General features: G+C 71.1%; 20 protein-coding genes. 15 read left to right on the forward strand and 5 right to left on the reverse strand.

Annotated elements, in window-relative coordinates; all coding sequences use genetic code 11:
* Positions 1-227: 227 nt before the first annotated feature.
* On the reverse strand, positions 228-416 hold the full coding sequence (locus tag ASG95_RS03055; RefSeq protein ID WP_056922151.1) for a hypothetical protein: 189 nt from the start codon (positions 414-416) through the stop codon (positions 228-230).
* A gap of 180 nt (positions 417-596) precedes the next feature.
* Between ASG95_RS03055 and ASG95_RS03060 the strand changes: the two genes are divergently transcribed.
* Both ASG95_RS03060 and ASG95_RS03065 read left to right on the forward strand, forming a co-directional pair.
* Positions 597-2693 (forward strand): catalase, encoded by a 2097-nt coding sequence (locus tag ASG95_RS03060; protein WP_057376519.1) that lies wholly within the window; start codon positions 597-599, stop codon positions 2691-2693.
* Positions 2694-2743: 50 nt separating this feature from the next.
* Positions 2744-3613, forward strand: coding sequence for an alpha/beta fold hydrolase (locus tag ASG95_RS03065; RefSeq protein WP_057376520.1), 870 nt, complete (start codon positions 2744-2746; stop codon positions 3611-3613).
* 24 nt (positions 3614-3637) lie between these two features.
* On the opposite strand, the gene ASG95_RS03070 is transcribed toward ASG95_RS03065, so the two are convergent.
* Complete coding sequence (locus ASG95_RS03070; protein ID WP_200961863.1) at positions 3638-4582, reverse strand: glycosyltransferase; 945 nt, start codon at positions 4580-4582, stop codon at positions 3638-3640.
* 167 nt (positions 4583-4749) lie between these two features.
* Between ASG95_RS03070 and ASG95_RS03075 the strand changes: the two genes are divergently transcribed.
* From ASG95_RS03075 to ASG95_RS03105, 7 genes are all read left to right on the forward strand, one after another.
* Positions 4750-5652, forward strand: a complete 903-nt coding sequence (locus ASG95_RS03075) for a glycosyltransferase (protein ID WP_157581704.1) — start codon at positions 4750-4752, stop codon at positions 5650-5652.
* Positions 5649-6842 (forward strand): UDP-galactopyranose mutase, encoded by a 1194-nt coding sequence (glf, locus tag ASG95_RS03080; RefSeq protein ID WP_057376522.1) that lies wholly within the window; start codon positions 5649-5651, stop codon positions 6840-6842. The genes ASG95_RS03075 and glf overlap by 4 nt, the downstream gene beginning before the upstream one ends.
* On the forward strand, positions 6839-8821 hold the full coding sequence (locus ASG95_RS03085) for a glycosyltransferase (RefSeq protein WP_057376523.1): 1983 nt from the start codon (positions 6839-6841) through the stop codon (positions 8819-8821). The genes glf and ASG95_RS03085 overlap by 4 nt, the downstream gene beginning before the upstream one ends.
* Positions 8818-9687: an ABC transporter permease gene (locus ASG95_RS21945; RefSeq protein WP_057376524.1), complete on the forward strand. Its 870-nt coding sequence runs from the start codon at positions 8818-8820 to the stop codon at positions 9685-9687. The genes ASG95_RS03085 and ASG95_RS21945 overlap by 4 nt, the downstream gene beginning before the upstream one ends.
* Positions 9688-9689: 2 nt before the next feature.
* Positions 9690-10418: an ABC transporter ATP-binding protein gene (locus tag ASG95_RS21950; RefSeq protein ID WP_057376525.1), complete on the forward strand. Its 729-nt coding sequence runs from the start codon at positions 9690-9692 to the stop codon at positions 10416-10418.
* A complete protein-coding gene (locus tag ASG95_RS03100) occupies positions 10415-12358 on the forward strand; it encodes a DUF6541 family protein (RefSeq protein ID WP_057376526.1) in 1944 nt (647 codons plus the stop codon). The genes ASG95_RS21950 and ASG95_RS03100 overlap by 4 nt, the downstream gene beginning before the upstream one ends.
* Positions 12359-12498: 140 nt before the next feature.
* The gene (locus tag ASG95_RS03105; RefSeq protein WP_057376527.1) at positions 12499-12687 is read left to right on the forward strand and encodes a hypothetical protein; all 189 of its coding nucleotides are present in this window, start codon (positions 12499-12501) and stop codon (positions 12685-12687) included.
* Positions 12688-12752: 65 nt separating this feature from the next.
* Here ASG95_RS03105 and ASG95_RS03110 read toward each other — a convergent pair whose 3' ends face one another.
* Complete coding sequence (locus ASG95_RS03110) at positions 12753-13253, reverse strand: DUF6328 family protein (protein ID WP_057376528.1); 501 nt, start codon at positions 13251-13253, stop codon at positions 12753-12755.
* A 164-nt stretch (positions 13254-13417) separates the two neighbouring features.
* On the opposite strand from ASG95_RS03110, the gene ASG95_RS03115 reads away from it, so the two are divergent.
* Positions 13418-14248 (forward strand): sigma-70 family RNA polymerase sigma factor, encoded by an 831-nt coding sequence (locus ASG95_RS03115; RefSeq protein WP_057376529.1) that lies wholly within the window; start codon positions 13418-13420, stop codon positions 14246-14248.
* A complete protein-coding gene (locus tag ASG95_RS03120; RefSeq protein ID WP_056922161.1) occupies positions 14245-15198 on the forward strand; it encodes a TIGR03557 family F420-dependent LLM class oxidoreductase in 954 nt (317 codons plus the stop codon). The genes ASG95_RS03115 and ASG95_RS03120 overlap by 4 nt, the downstream gene beginning before the upstream one ends.
* A gap of 23 nt (positions 15199-15221) precedes the next feature.
* Here the strand turns inward: ASG95_RS03120 and ASG95_RS03125 are convergent, their stop codons facing one another.
* Positions 15222-15923 carry an HAD family hydrolase gene (locus tag ASG95_RS03125; protein WP_162257522.1) on the reverse strand — a complete coding sequence of 234 codons (702 nt, stop codon included), beginning with the start codon at positions 15921-15923 and terminating at the stop codon, positions 15222-15224.
* A 186-nt stretch (positions 15924-16109) separates the two neighbouring features.
* Here ASG95_RS03125 and ASG95_RS03130 point away from each other — a divergent pair, with 186 nt between their 5' ends.
* Both ASG95_RS03130 and ASG95_RS21695 read left to right on the forward strand, forming a co-directional pair.
* The gene (locus tag ASG95_RS03130) at positions 16110-16379 is read left to right on the forward strand and encodes a hypothetical protein (RefSeq protein WP_056922163.1); all 270 of its coding nucleotides are present in this window, start codon (positions 16110-16112) and stop codon (positions 16377-16379) included.
* Between the two features lie 4 nt (positions 16380-16383).
* Positions 16384-16548 carry a hypothetical protein gene (locus ASG95_RS21695; RefSeq protein ID WP_200961265.1) on the forward strand — a complete coding sequence of 55 codons (165 nt, stop codon included), beginning with the start codon at positions 16384-16386 and terminating at the stop codon, positions 16546-16548.
* Positions 16549-16561: 13 nt separating this feature from the next.
* On the opposite strand, the gene ASG95_RS03135 is transcribed toward ASG95_RS21695, so the two are convergent.
* On the reverse strand, positions 16562-17170 hold the full coding sequence (locus tag ASG95_RS03135; protein ID WP_056922164.1) for a PAS and ANTAR domain-containing protein: 609 nt from the start codon (positions 17168-17170) through the stop codon (positions 16562-16564).
* A 267-nt stretch (positions 17171-17437) separates the two neighbouring features.
* Here ASG95_RS03135 and ASG95_RS03140 point away from each other — a divergent pair, with 267 nt between their 5' ends.
* Positions 17438-17905: a hypothetical protein gene (locus tag ASG95_RS03140; protein WP_157581706.1), complete on the forward strand. Its 468-nt coding sequence runs from the start codon at positions 17438-17440 to the stop codon at positions 17903-17905.
* Complete coding sequence (locus tag ASG95_RS03145; protein ID WP_056922166.1) at positions 17902-19131, forward strand: NRAMP family divalent metal transporter; 1230 nt, start codon at positions 17902-17904, stop codon at positions 19129-19131. Before ASG95_RS03140 ends, ASG95_RS03145 begins: the two co-directional genes overlap by 4 nt.
* The last annotated feature ends 12 nt before the right edge of the window (positions 19132-19143 follow it).

Consider the following 19143-nt stretch of genomic DNA (forward strand, 5'->3'; position numbering starts at 1 on the left):
ACGCACGGGCCCAGGGGTAGCGCCCGCGCACAGGGAGGGCAGGGACAGGAGCGCGCCCCTCGACCTTGGGGGACTGGAAGGGAGGGGCGCGCATAACCTGCCCCCGGGGCGCAGAACCTGAGATCTGGGGATACGCAAAGCCCCAGACGGTTCACCGGGTCGCGACCGTGGTCCGGGGCAGCAAAATCACCCTACGCCTGAGTGGGCCAGCTCGGAAGGGGCGCCGGTCAGCTGTCCTGCTCGGTGGGGTGGCCCTCATGGAGTCGAGCCCACTGCTCGTCGTCCGCCCACTGCGTGTCGCACACCATGCACCGGAACGCCGGGTGGGGGCGCGCATCGTGGGAGCCCTTGGCCGGCGGGAGCATCACGCTCGTGGCCTTCGGGGACCCGCAGCGCGGACACTCGTGGGTGGCCATGCCGACCTCCTCTCCACCTGGGTCGCGTGCGTCCAGTATGCGCACGGACTACCCGGTGCCGCCCCGCCCAAACACCAGGCGGACCCGCGTGAGGCACCCGGGCGCCCACGGTGAGGTTTGAAGCACACCGGGCTGGGCACGGCATACCCGTCAAGGAAGGTCCGTGGACGAGAGGGTGTCATGCCGAAGAAGGCCAGCAAGCGCAAGGGTTCGTCGAAGCCTGCCGTGGACGTCCTCGGCGCAGGCGGGGAGGTCCACCAAGGCGTGGAGGGCGGCGTGGTGCTCACCACGGCCGTGGGGGCACCGCTGTCGGACGACCAGAACAGCCTGCGGGCCGGGCAGCGCGGGCCGACCCTGCTGGAGGACTTCGCCATGCGCGAGAAGATCTTCCACTTCGACCACGAGCGGATCCCGGAGCGGGTGGTGCACGCGCGCGGCTACGGCGCCCACGGCACCTTCGAGACGACCGCCGACCTGTCCGCCATCACCAAGGCCGCCATCTTCGCGAAGCCGGGCGGCAAGACCGAGGCCTTCGTGCGGTTCTCCACCGTCGCGGGCGCCAAGGGGTCCTTCGACCTCGCGCGCGACGTGCGCGGCTTCGCCGTGAAGCTGTACACGACCGAGGGCAACTGGGACATCGTCGGCAACAACATCCCGGTGTTCTTCATCCAGGACGCCATCAAGTTCCCCGACCTCGTGCACGCCGTCAAGGAGTCGCCGGACCGCGCCTTCCCCCAGGCGCAGTCGGCCCACGACAGCTTCTGGGACTTCGTCTCCTTCACCCCGGAGGCGATCCACATGACCCTGTGGCAGATGTCGGACCGCGCGATCCCACGGTCGTTCCGCTTCATGGAGGGGTTCGGCGTGCACACCTTCCGGTTCGTCAACGACGCCGGCGAGTCGCAGTTCGTGAAGTTCCACTGGCGGCCGCTCCAGGGCCTGCAGTCGGTGCTGTGGAACGAAGCCGTGAAGATCAACGGCGCCGACCCCGACTTCCACCGGCGCGACCTCTGGGACGCGATCACCACCGGCGACCTCCCGCAGTGGGACCTCGCGGTGCAGGTCTTCGACCAGGCGTTCGCGGACGACTTCGACTTCGACGTGCTCGATGCCACCAAGCTCATCCCCGAGGAGCTGGTGCCGCTCCAGGTCGTCGGCCGCCTCACCCTCGACCGGGTCGTGGACAACGACTTCGCCGAGACCGAGCAGGTCGCGTTCGGCACCATGAACGTGCCTCCGGGCATCGACTTCTCCGAGGACCCGCTGCTCCAGGGCCGGAACTTCTCCTACCTCGACACCCAGCTCTCCCGGCTCGGCAGCACCAACTTCACCCAGCTGCCCGTCAACGCCCCGCGCTGTCCCGTGGCCCACTTCCAGCGTGACGGACACATGCAGACGGCCGTGCCCACCGGCCCGGTCAACTACGAGCCCAACGGTTTCCAGGGCGCCGACCGCGGACCCCGCGCCGACGTCGGCGCGGGGCTCCAGTCGTATGCCGCGCCGGTGGAGGGCGCGAAGGTGCGGGTGCGCTCGGAGACGTTTGCCGACCACTACAGCCAGGCCCGCCAGTTCTTCATCAGCCAGACGCCGGTCGAGCAGGACCACATCGTGAAGGCCTACACGTTCGAGCTGAGCAAGTGCGAGACGCCGCAGGTGCGCACGCGGATGCTCGCGCACCTGCGCAACGTGCACGACGACCTCGCGTCCGGCGTCGCCGAGGGACTGGGTGTGCCATTGCCCGAACCGGCGGTGCCGGCGGTGGCACCGCGCACCGATCTCCCGGTCTCGGATGCACTGAGCATCCTCAAGAACGGCCCGAAGAGCTTTGCCGGTCGCAAGCTCGGGGTGCTCGTCACCGACGGGACGGACGCTGCCGTGCTGGAGGCGGTCAGGGCCGCGGTCACCGACGTGGGTGCGGTGCTGGAGACCATCGCGCCCGTCGTGGGCGGGGTGACCCTGAGTGACGGGTCGGTGCTGGCGGCCGACCAGATGGTCGACGGTGGCCCGTCAGTGCTCTACGACGCGGTGGTCCTCCTGCCGGGGGCGAAGGCGGTTGCCGCCCTTGCGGCGCGCAGCACGGCGAAGGACTTCGTGTCCGACGCCTTCGCACACCACAAGTTCCTCGGCTACAACAGCGCGTCGACCCCGCTGCTGGCGGCGGCCGGCGTGGCCGACGTCCTCGACGAGGGCTGCATCAAAGTGACCAAGTCAGCGGCCGCGAAGTTCGTCCGACAGTGCGCCTCGCTGCGCTACTGGGAACGCGACGTGCAGCCCTAGGTCGTAGGGGACGCGCGCGACGGTGCAGGACGACGGAGGAGGGGCGCACGTTGTTCGAGGGGTTCGACGAGGTGCACGTGGACGTGGCTGACGGCGTGACCCTGCGCTGTCGCCACCACCGCGGCGCGGGACCCGCGGTCCTCCTCCTGCACGGCCACCCCAGGACGCACACGACGTGGTGGCAGGTCGCCCCTCGCCTGGCGGACCGGGGGATGAGCGTGGTGTGCCCGGACCTGCGGGGCTACGGCCAGTCCGTCGGGCCGCCGCCCGACGCCGACCACGAGAACTACTGCGACCGGGCCATGGCCGGCGACCTCGTGTCCCTGATGCGCACACTCGGCCATGACACCTGGGCGGTGGTCGGTCACGACCGCGGGCAAGGAGTCGCCTTCCGGATGGCGATGGACGCACCGGCCCACGTGGCACGCCTGGTGATCCTCGACGGCATACCCATCGTCGAGGCACTCGAACGCGCCGACGCACGGTTCGCAGAGCTGTGGTGGCACTGGTTCTTCTTCTCGTCCCCGCACGCTGAACGCGTCATCACCGACGACCCCCTCGCCTGGTACGCGCCCGACCCCGTCGCCATGGGCCGGGAGAACCACGCCGACCTCGTGCGGGCGATCCAGGACCCCACAACCGTCCGCGCGATGCTGGAGGACTATCGAGCCGGCCTCCACGTCGACCGTCGCCACGCCGAGGAGGATCGGGACACAGGACGGCGGGTCGACTGCCGCACCTTGGTCGCCTGGTCGATCCACGACGACATGGAGTTGCTCTACGGCGACCCTGCCGCCATCTGGCGGGACTGGTGTCGTCTTCCGGTGGTGTCGGCCCGAATCGACTCCGGCCACCACATGGCTGAGGAGAACCCGGCCCAGCTGGCGGAGGTGCTCACCTCGTTCCTCCTGGCGGACTAGCTCCCCGCGTGCCGGCTCCCGGCGTCAGGCCACCATCGCTCGCGGTCGGGGCGCACGTGCGGTCGGCGGGTCGAACTGCTCGTGCCGTCCGGCGCGGCTCGCACGACGCCAGAGCCTCCAGCCGCTCAGGTCGCGTTGGTCCACCAGGAAGTACCACCCGTAGCGCACCTCGTCGGGCCAACGACGCCAACGCAACCCGGGCTGCGAGGTGAGGTAGCCCAGGTTGCGGAAGGTGCCCACCCGCCGAGCCGGGTCGCGGGGGACCAAGACGGTCAAGCGACCGCCGAGGATGGGCTGCCAGTCCTCGTGCCCCTGCGGGTGGAGGTAGGTGGCGGGCGCGCAGGTGCCGAAGCGCAGGTCGCTGCGTCGCAGCCGCCGGTGGATCTCCACCTCGTCGCCGCGGACGAAGAGCCGTGGGTCGGGGACCCCGACCGCGTCGATCGCCTTGGCGGAGAAGAGCGCCCCGTTGAAAAGGTTCGCGACGTCGGGCACCAGCACGTCGTGGCCGAGCTCGCGGCGGTGCCGGACCCACGTGAGCCGGCGACGGAGGGGGAAGGCGAGCCGGTCGGGGTCGTCCTGGTCGACGACCAGGGGTGAGACCACGTCAAGCCTGTGGTCGGCCGCGCACATCAACAGCCGGCCGAGGGTCCACTGGGACCCGGGTCGTCCGTCGTCGTCAGCCAGCCACACCCAGTCGGCACCGAGCGCGCGTGCGGTCAACACGCCGTACGCGTAGCCTCCGGCGCCGCCGAGGTTGGTCTCGGAGGTAAGCAGGGTGTGTGAGATCCCTGTAGCAGCAAGGGCGTCGGCCGCACCGGGCTCCGTGCCGTTGTCCACCACGACGAGGTGGTCCGGGCGGCGGTGCTGCGAGGCAATGGCCTCCAGGCACCGGCGAAGCAGAGCCGCCCGGTCACAGGTCACGATGACGCAGACCACTCGCGGCCGGCGTGCTGTCTCCTCGGTCCTCACGCCCTGCACGCTAGGAGCCTGGGGCTCCTTGCTGGGGGCCTCCGGGTGAACGGTGGGTGCAGCGTGGGTGTCGACTCCCACTCCGGTGCGTGGCCTTGGCGCACCGTCTACCCCCAGGACGTGTCGAGTTCACCGTCCCGTTGGTCCCGCTCCCTACCGTCGTCGCTGTGAGCACCCCCTTCTCCTTGCTCCTGCCCGTCTACCGGGGCGACCGGGCCGACTACCTGGCCCGCGCGTTCCAGAGCACGGTGCAGGAACAGCTCGTCCGGCCCGCCGAGGTCGTCGTCGTCCAGGACGGCTGGATCGGTCCCGAGCTGGCCTCCGCCCTCGAGCGCGCGGAGTCGAGCAGCCCCGTGCCGGTGCGTCGCCTGCGGCTGAAGCACAACGTCGGTCTCGCCCAGGCCCTCCAGTGCGGCCTGTCAGCCTGCGCGCACGAGGTGGTGGCGCGGATGGACGCCGACGACATCAGCCTCCCGCACCGGTTCGCCGTGCAGCTGCCCCTCATCGAGGCCGGGGCGGACCTGGTCGGAGCCGGCATGCGCGAGTTCGGCGAGGCCAGCCCCACGGGCGGTGTGCTGCGCATCCCTCCGACGGACCCCGCGGTCATCGCGACGGAGGCGCGGTTGCGCAGCCCGTTCAACCACCCCACGGTCGTCTACCGACGCTCGGCCGTGCTGCAGGCCGGTGGCTACCGCGAGCTGCCGCTGCTGGAGGACTACTGGCTGTTCACCCGCATGATCGAGTCGGGCTCGGTGGTCACGAACGTCGAGGAGCCACTCGTGCTCTACCGCGTCGACGCCGGTTCGTACCACCGGCGCGGTGGCCTGCGGCTGCTGCGCTCCGAGCTCGGTCTGCAACGGCGGCTGCGTCGCGAGGGCTTCACGACCACGGCACAGATGGCCCGCAACATCGCCGTGCGTGGCGGCTACCGGGTCATCCCGGTCGGGGCCCGTCGGTCGCTCTACCGCTCCCGGTTCACGACCGAGGTCAGTGCGACGCAGCAGCTGTGCGCCGAACTGGAGGCGCCGGTCCGCGCGCCCGGCCGTCGCCCGGTGGAGAACGTCGGATGAGGGCTGACCTCGTCGTCGTCGGTGCTGGCCTGTTCGGGCTGACCGTCGCCGAGCAGGCGGCCGAGCGCGGGCTCGGCGTGGCAGTCATCGACCGACGCGACCACCCCGGCGGAAACGCTTGGAGCGAAACGGATCCCGACACCGGCATCGAAGTCCACCGGTACGGCGCGCACCTCTTCCACACGTCGAACGAGCGGGTCTGGGAGTACGTCAACCGGTTCACCTCCTTCACCTCCTACCAACACCGGGTCTGGACCGTGCACGGCGGTGAGGTCTTCCCGCTGCCCATCAACCTCGGCACGCTCAACCAGTTCTTCCGCGCCAACCACGGACCCGCTGCGGCCCGCGAGCTGGTTGCGCTGCAGGCGGCGGAGCTCACCCACGAGCCGCGCAACCTCGAGGAGAAGGCGGTGTCCCTCATCGGCCGCCCGCTCTACGAGGCGTTCATCCGCGACTACACGGCGAAGCAGTGGCAGACCGACCCCAAGGACCTGCCCGCCGAGGTGATCAGCCGGCTGCCCGTCCGCTACACCTACGACAACCGCTACTTCAACGACCGCTACGAGGGACTGCCCACCGACGGGTATGCCGCGTGGCTGAGCCGGATGGCCGACCACCCCCGGATCTCGGTGCACCTCGAGACCGACTTCCTCACGGAGGGCCACGCCTTCTCGCGCAGCGCGGTGCGCGGCCAGGTGCCGGTCGTCTACACCGGGCCGGTCGACCGCTACTTCGACAACGCGCACGGGCCGCTCGGGTGGCGGACCTTGGACTTCGAACGAGAGGTGCTGCCCGTGGGCGACTTCCAGGGCGCGCCGGTGATGAACTACGCCGACTCCGACGTCGACTTCACCCGCATCCTCGAGTTCCGGCACTTCCACCCCGAGCGCGACTACCGCACCGACCGGACCGTGATCGTGCGCGAGCGGTCGCGCACCGCCGGGCTGTCGGACGAGCCCTACTACCCGGTCAACACGGCGACCGACCGGGCCCGCCTCGTGGCCTACCGCGAGCTGGTCGAGGAGGAGCGGGACCGCTCGGTGGTCTTCGGTGGGCGGTTGGGGACCTACCAGTACCTCGACATGCACATGGCGATCGCGTCCGCGCTGCGCCTGGTCGACGACCTGGCCGATTTGGTGCACGGCCAGGGCCGTCGGGCTCGCGGCGTCGCAGCCACGGTGTCGGCATGACGCCCGCCGTCCCGCCGGCACCGGTTGACGGGGCCGGCCGGGTCCTGGCGCGGGTCGTCTTCCCGACCGACGGTGACCTCGACGTCCTGCCGTTGTACGTGGACGGCCAGCAGGTGCCGGTCGCCGTGCAGGACGGCGAGACAGTCCTGCCGGTGCCCTACGACCAGAACCCCGACCAGGTGATCGGACGGCGTTCCTACCGGCTCGAGCACGGTGAACGAGCCTCGTTCGCCACCTACTTCAACGCCTTCCCGGCGGGCTACTGGCGGCGCTGGAGCACCTTGCGGACGGTCAGCCTGCGGGTGCAGACCTCGGGTGAGGGCACGCTGATCGTCTACCGCTCGTCGGCTCGCGGCACCGTCGCGCGAGTTGCCGCGAGGCCGCTGAAGGACCGGACCGACACGGTGGTCCCGTTGGGGCTGGCCGAGTTCGGCGACGGCGGCTGGTACTGGTTCGACCTCGTCGCCGGGCGCGGCGAGCTCGTCCTCGACACGGCGGAGTGGTGCGCGGGCGAGCCCGAGACGGGTGCGGTCCCAGTCCGGGAGGGCACGGTGACGATCGGCATCACGACCTTCAACCGACCGGCATACTGCGCCGCCCTCCTCCACCAGCTCGGGGTGGCCGACGAGCTGCGCGACGTCGTCGACGAGGTCGTCATCGTCGACCAGGGCTCCGCCCGGGTCCGTGAGGACGCGGCGTTCCCTCGGGCCGCGGACTCGCTGGGCGAGCGGCTGCGAGTGCTGGTGCAGGGCAACCTCGGCGGGTCCGGCGGGTTCGCGCGCGCCATGCTCGAGACCCTTGACGTGGGTCGCAGCGACCACGTCCTGCTCCTCGACGACGACGTCGTCTGTGAGCCCGAGGGGATCGCCCGGGCGGCGACCTTCGCGGACTTCGCGCGCACGCCCACCGTCGTCGGTGGCCACATGTTCTCGATGTACCAGCGCTCGGTGCTGCACGCGTTCGCCGAGCGGGTCGCGCCCTGGCAGTTCCGGTGGACACCGTCCGCGTCGACCGAGCACGACCACGACCTGTCGCAGTCCAACCTGCGCTCGACGCCGTGGCTCCACCGGCGCGCGACCGCCGACTACAACGGCTGGTGGATGTGCCTCATCCCCACCGTCGTCCTGCGCGAGGTGGGCCTGTCACTCCCGGTCTTCATCAAGTGGGACGACGCCGAGTTCGGCCTCCGCGCGGCGGCCGCCGGCTTCCCGACGGTGTCACTGCCGGGTGCGGCGGTGTGGCACGTGCCCTGGACCGACAAGGACGACTCGGTCGACTGGCAGGCGTACTTCCACGCCCGCAACCGGTTCGTCGCCGCCCTGCTCCACTCGCCGTTCGAGCACGGCGGCCGGATGGTGCGGGAAAGCCTCGCGATCCAGCTCAAGCACCTGATGGCGATGCAGTACTCCGCGGCCCACCTGCGCGAGCAGGCCCTCGTCGACGTGCTGGCCGGCCCCGACCGCCTCCACGCAACCCTGTCGACCCAGCTCCAGGAGGTCCGCGCCGCGCACGCGACCTTCGACGACTCCCGCGTCGCGGCCGACGTCAGTGAGTTCGCCGCGGTCCGGCCGGCGAAGCCGAGGAAGCGCGAACCGCGGACGGCCAAGCCCACGAGCCACGCGGCCGTGCTGCTCACCGCCGCAGTCGGGCTGGCCCGACAGCTCACCCCGGTGCCCGCAGGAAGCGTGGACCGCCCCGAGCGTGAGCTGCCTGCCGCCGACGCCGGGTGGTGGTCGCTGTCACGGCTCGACTCAGCGCTCGTGTCCACGACGGACGGCACCGGGGTGTCGTGGCACCGTCGGGACCGGGCCCGTGCGCTGGCCGCCGCCCGCCGCGCAGCGCAGGTGCACCAGCAGCTGCTGCGCGAGTGGCCCCGGCTGGCGGCGGAGTACCGCGCCGCCCTCCCGGACCTCGTCGGCGTCGACGCGTGGCGCAAGACCCTCGACCTCCCCTTGCCCGATGACGAGGACACCGCATGAGTGTGACCGCGGCGGAGGCGCCCCTCCTGGAGCAGGGTCGCGGTGGTGGGCTGCGCGAGGTGGCGGGCCGCCGGTTCCTGCTCGGCCTGCTGGTCCGCAAGGAGCTCCGGGTGCGCTACCGCGCCTCGGTCCTGGGGCTGGGCTGGTCGTACGTCAAGCCGGCCGTGCAGTTCGCCGTCTACTTCGTGGGCATGGGTTTGTTGTTGCGGCAGAACGTGATCGGCGACTATGCCGTCTACCTGTTCGGCGGCCTGGTCGTCATGACGGCGTTCAGCGAGGCGGTCGGCAACGCCACCAGGTCGGTCGTGGCGAACGCCGACCTGGTCCGCAAGATCTACCTGCCGCGCGAGCTCTTCCCCGTCGCCAGCCTCTGCGTTGCCGGCGTCCACCTCGGTCCGCAGCTGCTGGTGCTGGTCGTCGGAGCGGTGGCGGCCGGGTGGTCGCCCGACCTGGTCGGGGTTGTCTGCCTGGCCCTCGGTCTCGCGCTGACTGCCCTGCTCGCCCTCGGGCTGGGACTCGTCCTCGCGTCCGTGAACGTCCTGTTCCGCGACGTCGAGAACGTCGTCGACCTGGTGCTCATGGTGCTGGTCTGGACCAGCCCGGTGCTCTACCCCTGGCAGCGGGTCGCCGAGCTCCTCGGTTCCGACTCGGTGTGGTTCCGGCTCTACCAGGCGAACCCGTTGACGGTGGCGGTCGAGCTCGTGCACCGGGGCACGTGGGCACACGCCTCGGTGGGCAACGGCTCCTCGCTGCCTCCGGGACTCGGGCCCAGGGCGGTGGCGGCCGTGCTGCTGTCGATGGCGCTGGTAGCCCTGGGGCAGTGGGTCTTCCGGCGCCTCTCCGGCCGTTTCGCCCAGGAGCTGTGACGGTGGGCAGCACGGCCGTCGAGATCCACGGGGTCTCCAAGCACTTCCGCCTCCGCCACACCCACTCGCTCAAGGAGAGCGTGGTCTGGGCACTCCAGGGTCGGCCGCAGCGCGACGACTTCGTGGCCCTCCACCCGCTCGACCTCACGATCGCCCAGGGGGAGACGGTCGCGCTGCTCGGTCGCAACGGCTCGGGGAAGTCGACGCTCCTCAAGCTGGTGGCCGGAGTCATGACGCCCGACACCGGTCGGGTGCGGGTGCGGGGCCGGCTGGCCGGTCTCCTCGAGGTCGGAGCCGGCTTCCACCCCGACCTCACCGGCCGGGAGAACGTCTACCTCAACGCCTCGATCCTCGGTCTCGACCGAGCCCAGATCACCGCCAGGTTCGACGAGATCGTGGAGTTCGCCGACATCGGGCCGTTCCTCGACACCCAGGTGAGGTTCTACTCCTCAGGCATGTTCCTGCGGCTCGCCTTCGCGGTCGCCGTCCACACCGAACCCGATGTCTTCCTCGTCGACGAGGTCCTGGCCGTCGGCGACGAGGCCTTCCGGGCGAAGTGCATCGAACGCATCGCGCGGCTGGGCGCAGAGGGCCGCACCCTGGTGGTGGTCAGCCACGACCTGCCGCTCGTCGAGCAGCTCTGCTCGCGCGGGGTGGTGCTCGACCGCGGCCACCTCGTCGTCGACGGCGCGGTGACCGACGCGGTGATGACTTTGCGGGTCGCGGGTTGACCGCCTGGCTCCAGGCCCTCCCGGCAGTGTCCGTGGCCGCGGCCATGCTCCTCGTCCCCGGCCTGCTGGTCGCCGTCGCGGCGGGGCTGCGTGGTCTGACCGCCATCGGGCTCGCGCCGCCCCTGTCGGTGACGACGGTGGCCTGCACCGCGGTGGCTGCCGGGCTGGTGGGCGTCCCCTTCGGCGTGGCTGCCGTCGTGGTGGGGACCGTCGTCACCGCGGGGATCGCGGTCGCAGTGTCCAAGGTGCTTCCCGGCACGGCGCCGTCGCGGACCAGCTGTCCATCGGTGGTGGCTGGGCTGGCCGGCGCCGCGGCGGGCGGCATGTGCGCCGCGCTGGCCGTGGTCCATGGCATCGGACAGCCGGACGTGTTCCCCCAGACGTTCGACGCGGTCTTCCACCTGAGCGCGGTCTGGCAGGCGTTGCACACCCACGACGCGTCGTCGCTGACGATGGGAACCGTTGCCGCGCCTGGGAACTCGTCGGCCTTCTACCCAGCGGCGTGGCACGGGCTGGTGGTCCTCGTGGCCGAGGTCAGCGGCGCACCGATCGTCGTCGCGGTGACGGCCGTGTCGGTGGCCGTCTCGGCCCTGGTTTGGCCACTGGGCTGCGTCCTGCTCGCGCGCCAGGTCGCAGGCTCGCGCCCAGGGGTGCTGTTCGCGGCAGGAGTGCTCTCCGCGGCGTTCGGGGCCTCGCCCTACCTCCTCCTGTCCTACGGCACCTTGTGGCCGAACGCCCTCGCCAACGCCCTCCTGCCCGCGACCTTGGCCTGCGCAGCCCGGCTCCTCGTCCCTCGTGACCGCGCCGGCCAGACGGACGGCTTCGACAGGTGGCGGGCCGGCGTCTTCGGTGCGGTGGCGCTGCCCGGGCTGGCCCTCGCCCACCCCAATGCCGTGCTCAGCGGGCTCATCTACGGCACCGTCATGGCCCTCGTGGCGCTCGGCCACTGGGGCCTGTCCGCGCGTGCGGGCGCGCAGCCGCGGCTCGTGGCACTCGGTGGAGCTGCCGCCCTTGTCGGGGCCGGGCTCTGGCTCGTCGCGTGGTCACCGTTGTTCGCGGCCACGCGGCACACCAGCTGGCCGGCCCGACAGAGCCTGGCCCAGGCGGTGGGGGAGTGGGTGAGCGCCGCCCCCATGCGCACGCCCGTCCCCTGGCTCGCGGCCGCCCTCGTCCTCGTCGGGTGCGTCGTGGCCTGGCGGCGACCGCAGCTGCGCTGGCTGGTGTTGGCGCACGCGGCGGCGGGCGCGGCCTTCGTCCTCGTGGCCGGCAGCGACGGCCCGGTCGCGCGAGCGCTCAGCGGCCCTTGGTACGACGACCCCTTCCGGTTCGCGGCCCTGCTCGGCGTGACCGCAGTACCGCTTGCGGCGCTCGGCCTCGAGGCCGGCGCCATCGCCGGGGTCCGTGGCGTCAGGGCGCGCTCGCACCGCTTCCCCGCCCTCCGCCCGTTGGTCGCCACGTGCGGCCTCGCCGCCGTCGTCGCGACCCTCACCGGAGGGATGTATGCCGGTGGGAACAGTCACGTCGTCGCCACCTGGTACCACGGGCAGTCCTTGGCCGGGCCGGCGGAGCGGGCGATGCTCGAACGACTCCCGCAGCTCGTCCCCTCGGGGGAGCTCGTCGCCGGAAACCCTTGGAACGGCTCACCGTTCGCGTCCGTGCTGGGCGACCGGGCCGCCGTCTTCCCGCACGTGAGCGGGTCCTGGGACCCCGACCGGGTCTTGTTGGCCAGCAGCCTGAACCGCGCCGAGGACCTGCCGGAGGTCTGCGCGGCGGCGCGCCGCCTGGACGTCGGCTACGTCATCGACGGGTCGGTGGCCTTCTGGAAGGGCGACCACCGCCAGGCGCAGTACCGCGGCCTCGAGGTGGCCGGCCATCCCGGCTTCGAGCCCGTCGCGCACGGCGGACGGCTGACCCTCTACCGCGTCACCGCCTGCTCCTGATCGACCCCCGCGGCTCACTGGTCCGGACCTCGACCGGGGCCGGCACCGGACGGCGACGCGGCCAGGTGGGCGTTTGCCGGACGGTGTCGCGGGTAGGACCCGGACGCCACAGCCGCGCACGAACGAGGAGGAGCCACACCATGACGGAGAACGCGACACCCACCGAGGACGGGAGCTCGTCGACGCAGGACACCGGCGCCCCGGCCATCGGCCAGGACGAGGACCAGCAGGACGGCGGCCCGGGCTCGCACACCGAGGACGGGACCGGCGGCGCGGTGGACGACCCCGCGAGCGGTGGGGTCCCCGAAGCTGCCGACGAGGACGACTGACCGCGACGACTGACCACGACGACTGACCACGACGACTGACTCCCCGGCGGTCGCGCCCGGGTGGGTCAGCGCTTGTCGCGGCTCAGCATGCCGAGCGGGAGCACCAGCCAGTTGACCGCGAAGAGCAGCAGGGAGGCCCCGGCCGCTGCGACGGCCACCCCGGTGTCGGCCACGACGTCGAAGATGACGAACGCCACGGCCGAGACGGCGAGGGCCAGGGCGACCAGCCCGACTCGCGCGCACCGGTTGGCGAGCGCGACGAGGGCTGCCTTCTCGCCCTTGCGGAACAGCAGCCGGTGGGCGCTGACAGGAGCCACCAGGAAGGCGGTCGCGACCACAGCGAGGGCGAAGGCGACCAGGAACACCACCCGGTTGACGTCCTCGATCTGGGTGAACCGCTGCTGGAACGGCAGGGTGAGCAGGAACCCGGCGAGGATCTGGACACCCGTCTGGACCACGCGCAGCTCCTGGAGCAGCTCGTCCCAGTTGCGATCGAGGCGCTCCAGGGGGGTCTCGTCGCGGCCGTCGTGTGCGCTGGCGGGGTCGGGGGCGTGGTCGTCGTCCATGCCACACGTCTACCCCCGATTCGCTCCCCCAACCAGTCCCGCCCGTGGTGCCGCGTCCACCAGATTCAGCCTGCTCTTGCGCCCGCCTGCCCGTGGTGGTTTGGTGAATACCGACACATCGGTCCAAAAGCGGTGCCGTGTCCCATCACTTCGAAGGGATGCCCATGGCACTCGCGACACCGCTTTCGACCACCCGTTTCCCGGCCGCCCCCCCGTCTGGCCCGTCGGATCACCAGGCCGGCCCGGACTCCCCGGACCACGCCCGCGCCGAGGAGCTGCTCGCCGAGGTCGAGACCTGCCACGACCGCTGGCGCCAGTGCGAGCTGCGGCAGGAGGCGGTCGCCCTCACGCTTGACCTCGTCGACGGGGTGGCGCGGCGCTACCACGGGCGGGGCATGGAGCGCGACGACCTCGTCCAGGTGGGCCGGATGGCCCTCGTGAAGGCGGCGAACGGCTATCGCTGCGGGCTGGGGAGCAGCTTCGCGGCATACGCGGTGCCGACGATCTCGGGCGAGATCAAGCGGCACTTCCGCGACCAGGGCTGGCTCGTGCGCCCGCCGCGACGGCTCCAGGAGCTGCGCGCCGAGGTGGCGGGCGAGCAGGAGCGGCTGCGCCAGGTGCTGCTGCGCGAGCCCACCGACGTCGAGCTGGCGCAGGCCCTCGACGTGACCACCGAGCAGGTGCGTGAGGTGCACGCGTCCTCGATGGCCTACCACGCGATGCCCCTCGACCTCTGCGACGGACCCGGCCCGACCGGTGACGGTCGCTGGTTCGACGACGTCGTCGTGGCCCGTGACGCCCTGCGCAGTGCGCTGGTGGAGTTGAGTGAACGAGACCTCCTGATCGTCCGCCTGAGGTTCGTCGAGGAGCAGACCCAGTCGCAGATCGGGGAGGTGCTGGGGGTCAGCCAGATGCAGGTCTCTCGCCTGCTGGGCTCGATCCTCCAGCGGTTGCGGGCTGCGATGGCCCCGGAGGTCGGAGGCGACCGGCCATGAAGGTGGGCTACTTCCTGTCGTCCGAGGAGTACACCCCCGACGACCTCGTCGAGCAGGCGGTCCTCGCCGAGCGAGCCGGGTTCTCGGGCCTGTGGATCAGCGACCACTACCACCCGTGGAACGACGAGCAGGGCCAGAGCCCCTTCGTCTGGTCGGTGATCGGCGCGATCTCGCAGGCGTGCTCGTTGCCGGTCACCACGGCCGTCACCTGCCCGACCGTCCGGCTGCACCCGGCCGTCGTGGCGCAGGCCGCAGCCACCTCGGCGACCATGCTCGGCGGGAAGTTCATCTTGGGGGTCGGCACCGGCGAGGCCCTCAACGAGCACATCCTGGGCGGCCCGTGGCCGCACGCCGAACGCCGCCTCGAGATGTTGGCGGAGGCGGTGGAGCTCATCCGGGCTCTCTGGACCGGCGAGGTGGTCTCCCACTCCGGGGAGCACTACACGGTGGACACCGCCCGGATCTACACGTTGCCGGCCGAACCCCCGCCCGTCTACGTGTCGGCGTTCGGGCCCAAGGCGCTCGAGGTGGCAGCCCGGATCGGTGACGGCTTCATCACGACCAAGCCGGACGCCGAGTCGGTCGCGGAGTTCAGGCGGCTCAAGGGCGACGCCAAGGCTCCCACGATGGCCGGCCTCAAGGTGGCCTTCGCCGACAGTGCCGAGGAGGGGCGCGACCACGCCCACCGCCTGTGGGCGAACTCCGGCCTACCGGGGGAGCTCGCCCAGGTGCTCCCTTCGCCGCAGCACTTCGAGCAGGCCTCGACGCTGGTCACCAAGGAGGCGACCGGCGAGTCGGTCGTCTGCGGCAACGACGTCCAGGAACACGTGGAGGCGTTCCAGCCCTATGCCGAGGCGGGGTTCGACGAGGTCTTCGTCGCGAACATGGGCCCCCACTGGCGCGAGATGATCGAGTTCTACGGGGAGCAGGTCCTGCCGCGGCTGGCCTGACCGTCCCGCCCTGCCCGCCATGGTCACGGTCGGGTGCCCCACACCCCCGGCGCCGGTTCGGGCCTGGCGTCCTGGAGGGCGTCAAGGAGGGCTGCGAGGTCCTGGAAGGTGAGCTCGGCGCCCGCGCTCTCGAGCTCGGCCGCACTCGTCCCACCGGTCGCGACGCCGATCGCCACCGAGCCGATCCGGGCGGCTGCCTCCATGTCCCACACCGAGTCGCCCACGACCATCACGTCATCGGCCTCGAGCCCCGCCCGCTCGAGGACGGCGCCGAGCACGTCGGGATCGGGCTTGGTGCTGTCCACGTCGTCTCCCGTGACGATGACGTCGAAGTCGGGGTGGTCGAGGACCTCCAGCATCGCCCAGAGGTCACGCTCCCCGCCCGAGGAGGCGAGGGCCACCGTCAGCCCGGCGTCGCGGCACCAGTTCAGCAGGACCCTGGCGGCCGGCAGCGGGTGCAACCGCTCGTGCCAGGTGCCGAACAGCACGTCGTGGGCAGCCGTGATCTCGGGGTCCTGGGCCCGCTCACGGCTGTCTCCGAGCAGGTGGTGCAGAAGGTGGTCGGACCCCATTCCCACCGTGTGGTGGACTGCGGCCATCGGACGGGAGTGGCCGAACTGCTGCAGCGCCTCCCACCAGCAGAGGGTGTGCACGTAGGTCGAGTCGACCAACGTGCCGTCGAGGTCGAAGACGATCCCGCTGGCTCGCGTCAGGCTGTCGGACATGGTGCCTCCCCAGCGCCCGTGGACCACCGGGCGGTCGTACCGGCTCCCCTCCATGGTGCCCCTGAACCGGCCGGGCCAAACCTGCGGGTTTGCCACCCATCCGGCCGGGTAGGACCCGGGCGGTGACGCGCCCACTCGCTCGCGTCACCGGCATACCGCTCCCCAGCGAGTGCACAGGAGGTCACCATGCCTGCACGCAAGCCCGGCCCGTCCGTGAAGGACCCAGAGATGTACGAGGCGCTGCGCGACGACGGCGCCAGCAAGGAGAAGGCGGCCCGCATCTCCAACGCCGCCTCGAACACCTCACGAAGCGCCGTGGGCGCCAAGGGCGGTCGCAGCGGCGACTACGAGGACTGGACCAAGCAGGAACTCATGAAGCGCGCCCGCCAGATCGGGATCGAGGGTCGCTCGTCGATGTCGAAGGCGCAGCTGGTCACGGCGCTGCGGGACCACTGAGCGGATGACCATGGACACCTACGCGTCGAACCTTCTCCCCGACGGGACGACCTTCCCGCCGGTCACCCCGGAGCCGCCCTTGCCGCCCGGGTACGAGCCCCCGCCGGAGCTTGAGCCGATCCCACCCGAGCCGGAGCAGGAGCCGTCCGAGCCGGAGCCGTCCGAGTGACCTCGGAGGGTGGTCAGAGGTTCTCGACCACGTGACGGGCCACGTCCCGGAGCTTCTCGTTGCGGGTGCTGGACCAGCTCTTGAGCAGGTCGAAGGCGGCGTCGGCGTCCAGGCCGTACCGCACCATCAGTGCGCCCTTGGCGCGCTCGATCACCGCGCGCTGCTCGATCACGCGTGAGGCCTCCTGCCAGGCGTCGGTCTTCACCTGGCGTTCGAGGGCGTTCGTCACGTCCACCATGTAGCCGTGGACGGCGACGACGCGTCCACCCAACACGATCCCCTCGCCCACCGAGATGACCTGTCGCACGGTGCCGTCGGCGGTCACGACCCGGTGTGGCTGGGTGAAGGGCTGGCCGGTCTCGAGCGCCTGGTGCAACGTCGCTGCCGCCTCGGCGTGGTCGTCGGGATGCTTGAGCGAGAGGATCAGCTGGGTGGTCAGCCGGGTCTCGCTGTCGAGCAGGCCGTGGATGGCGTACATCTCGTCGGACCACCACCAGGTGTCGGTGAGGTTGTCGTAGCGGAAGCGTCCGAGCGTGGAGGATGGCGGCGGCTGCTGCACACCACCGCTGAGGTGGTCGTCCGCGTAGCCGTCGGTGGAAGGGCTCGACTCAAGGGCCGACATGGGGTCCTCCGTGACAGGTGTCCGCTCACAAAGCGGAAGTGAAACGAGAGGGCTGCTTCTTAACCCGGCGTCATCATAGGTGGACCTGAGTCGGCTGCGACAACTCCTCCCGGCAGGTGTCTCACGCGGCGCGTTTGGGGCCACGTTTGCCGGCACCAGAACCGGGCATGAGGAGGTCGTGACCGAAGGACTGGCCCTGGCGGGCGGTTGGTTGATCTATGCCTGCATGCTCTCCACGCTGGCCTTCGTCCTCCTGCGGCGCCCACGATGACCACCCGTCCTCGCGGCGCGCGCCTGGTCCGGGCAGCCAGCGCCGCCCTCATGGCCTGCCTCGCGCTCGGCGGGTGCGTGGTGCCGGCCCGGGACGACGGCGCCTTCCGGGCCAACGCCGAGGCCGCCCTCGGGTCCGCCGTCAGCGAGGCGCGCACCGGCGCCCTGGTCCTGCAGGCCCGGCTCGACGGGCACGCGACGAACGCCTACGCGGACACGGTCATCACCGAGAGCGAGTCCGCCATCGGCCCCATCGAGGACAGCTTCGGCAACGTCGACCCACCGGAGCCGGGGCAGGACCAGCTGCGGACCGACGTCATGGAGCTGCTGGGTGACACCGCCGACGCCTTCGCCGCCGCCAGGCTCGCGGTGCGGCGCGACGACGAGGCGCAGATGCGCGCGACGGCAACGGAGCTCACCGAGGTGGCGGACCGCATGGACGACGCCAAGGAGGGCTTGCGGTGAAGAAGCTCTTCGCCGTCGCGCTCGGGATCCTCACCGCCATCGGGGGTTTCGTCGACATCGGCGACCTCGTGACCAACGGCCACGTGGGTTCGCGGTTCGGTATGTCGCTCGGCTGGGTCGTGATCGTCGGGATCGTCGGGATCTGCGTCTTCGCGGAGATGAGCGGGCGGGTCGCGGCGGTGTCCGGCCGAGCGACCTTCGACCTCGTCCGCGAACGGCTCGGCCCGCGCGTGGGACTGGCCAACCTCGTGGCGTCGATGGCCGTCACCATGCTCACCTTCATCGCCGAGATCGGTGGCGTCGCGCTCGCCCTCCAGCTGGCGACCAGCGTCAACGACTACCTGTGGATCCCGGTGGTGGGGGCCGCCGTCTGGCTGGTCCTGTGGCGGGTGAAGTTCGCGGTGCTGGAGAACGCCTTCGGCCTTGCCGGTCTGTCCCTCATCGTCTTCGCGGTGGCGCTGTGGAAGCTGGGCCCCGACTGGGATGCCCTGTGGCTCCAGGCGTCGCAGCCGTTCGTCCCGCATGACGAGAGCCACTGGACCTACGCCTACTACGCGATCGCCCTGTTCGGCGCGGCCATGACCCCGTACGAGGTCTTCTTCTTCTCCTCCGGTGGCGTGGAGGAGCGCTGGACCGCCAAGGACCTCGGCACCATGCGCGCCAACGTCTTCATCGGTTTCCCGTTGGGCGGCCTGCTCTCCCTGGCGATCGCGGCCACGGCGACCGTGGTCTTCCAACCCGAGGCGATCCAGGTCGACACCTTGGGACAGATCGCGTTGCCGGTCACGATCGCGCTGGGCAAGGTGGGGCTGGCGCTGGTGCTGTTGGGCTTCTTCGCGGCGACCTTCGGCGCCGCCTGTGAGACCGGTCTGTCGGTCGGCTACAGCATCGCGCAGTACTTCGGCTGGCAGTGGGGCAAGTACGTGGAGCCGTTGCGGGCCGCCCGGTTCCACACGGTGCTGCTGGTCTCGGCGATCGCGGCCATCGGGGTGCTGCTGACGACCGTCGACCCGATCATGCTCACCGAGTACTCAGTGGTGTTCAGCGCCATCGCGCTGCCGTTGACCTACTTCCCCATCCTCGTCGTGGCCAACGACCGCACCTACATGGGCAAGCACGTCAACGGGAGGCTGGCCAACGGCCTGGGGAGCGTCTACCTCTGCATCGTGCTGGTGGCCGCTGTCGCCGCGATCCCGCTCATGATCGTCACGAAGGCCGGTCAGTGACATGAGGAGGAC

Source organism: Phycicoccus sp. Soil803 (assembly GCF_001429685.1).
Classification (GTDB): domain Bacteria; phylum Actinomycetota; class Actinomycetes; order Actinomycetales; family Dermatophilaceae; genus Pedococcus.

Excerpts from the sequence above, each read along its gene's own strand:
- ASG95_RS03055 (WP_056922151.1), bottom strand. The coding sequence starts at position 416 with ATGGCCACCCACGAGTGTCCGCGCTGCGGGTCCCCGAAGGCCACGAGC.
- ASG95_RS03060 (WP_057376519.1), top strand. The coding sequence starts at position 597 with ATGCCGAAGAAGGCCAGCAAGCGCAAGGGTTCGTCGAAGCCTGCCGTG.
- glf (WP_057376522.1), top strand. The coding sequence starts at position 5,649 with ATGAGGGCTGACCTCGTCGTCGTCGGTGCTGGCCTGTTCGGGCTGACC.
- ASG95_RS03085 (WP_057376523.1), top strand. The coding sequence starts at position 6,839 with ATGACGCCCGCCGTCCCGCCGGCACCGGTTGACGGGGCCGGCCGGGTC.
- ASG95_RS21945 (WP_057376524.1), top strand. The coding sequence starts at position 8,818 with ATGAGTGTGACCGCGGCGGAGGCGCCCCTCCTGGAGCAGGGTCGCGGT.
- ASG95_RS03105 (WP_057376527.1), top strand. The coding sequence starts at position 12,499 with ATGACGGAGAACGCGACACCCACCGAGGACGGGAGCTCGTCGACGCAG.
- ASG95_RS03110 (WP_057376528.1), bottom strand. The coding sequence starts at position 13,253 with ATGGACGACGACCACGCCCCCGACCCCGCCAGCGCACACGACGGCCGC.
- ASG95_RS03115 (WP_057376529.1), top strand. The coding sequence starts at position 13,418 with ATGGCACTCGCGACACCGCTTTCGACCACCCGTTTCCCGGCCGCCCCC.
- ASG95_RS03120 (WP_056922161.1), top strand. The coding sequence starts at position 14,245 with ATGAAGGTGGGCTACTTCCTGTCGTCCGAGGAGTACACCCCCGACGAC.
- ASG95_RS03125 (WP_162257522.1), bottom strand. The coding sequence starts at position 15,923 with ATGTCCGACAGCCTGACGCGAGCCAGCGGGATCGTCTTCGACCTCGAC.
- ASG95_RS03130 (WP_056922163.1), top strand. The coding sequence starts at position 16,110 with ATGCCTGCACGCAAGCCCGGCCCGTCCGTGAAGGACCCAGAGATGTAC.
- ASG95_RS21695 (WP_200961265.1), top strand. The coding sequence starts at position 16,384 with ATGACCATGGACACCTACGCGTCGAACCTTCTCCCCGACGGGACGACC.
- ASG95_RS03135 (WP_056922164.1), bottom strand. The coding sequence starts at position 17,170 with ATGTCGGCCCTTGAGTCGAGCCCTTCCACCGACGGCTACGCGGACGAC.
- ASG95_RS03140 (WP_157581706.1), top strand. The coding sequence starts at position 17,438 with ATGACCACCCGTCCTCGCGGCGCGCGCCTGGTCCGGGCAGCCAGCGCC.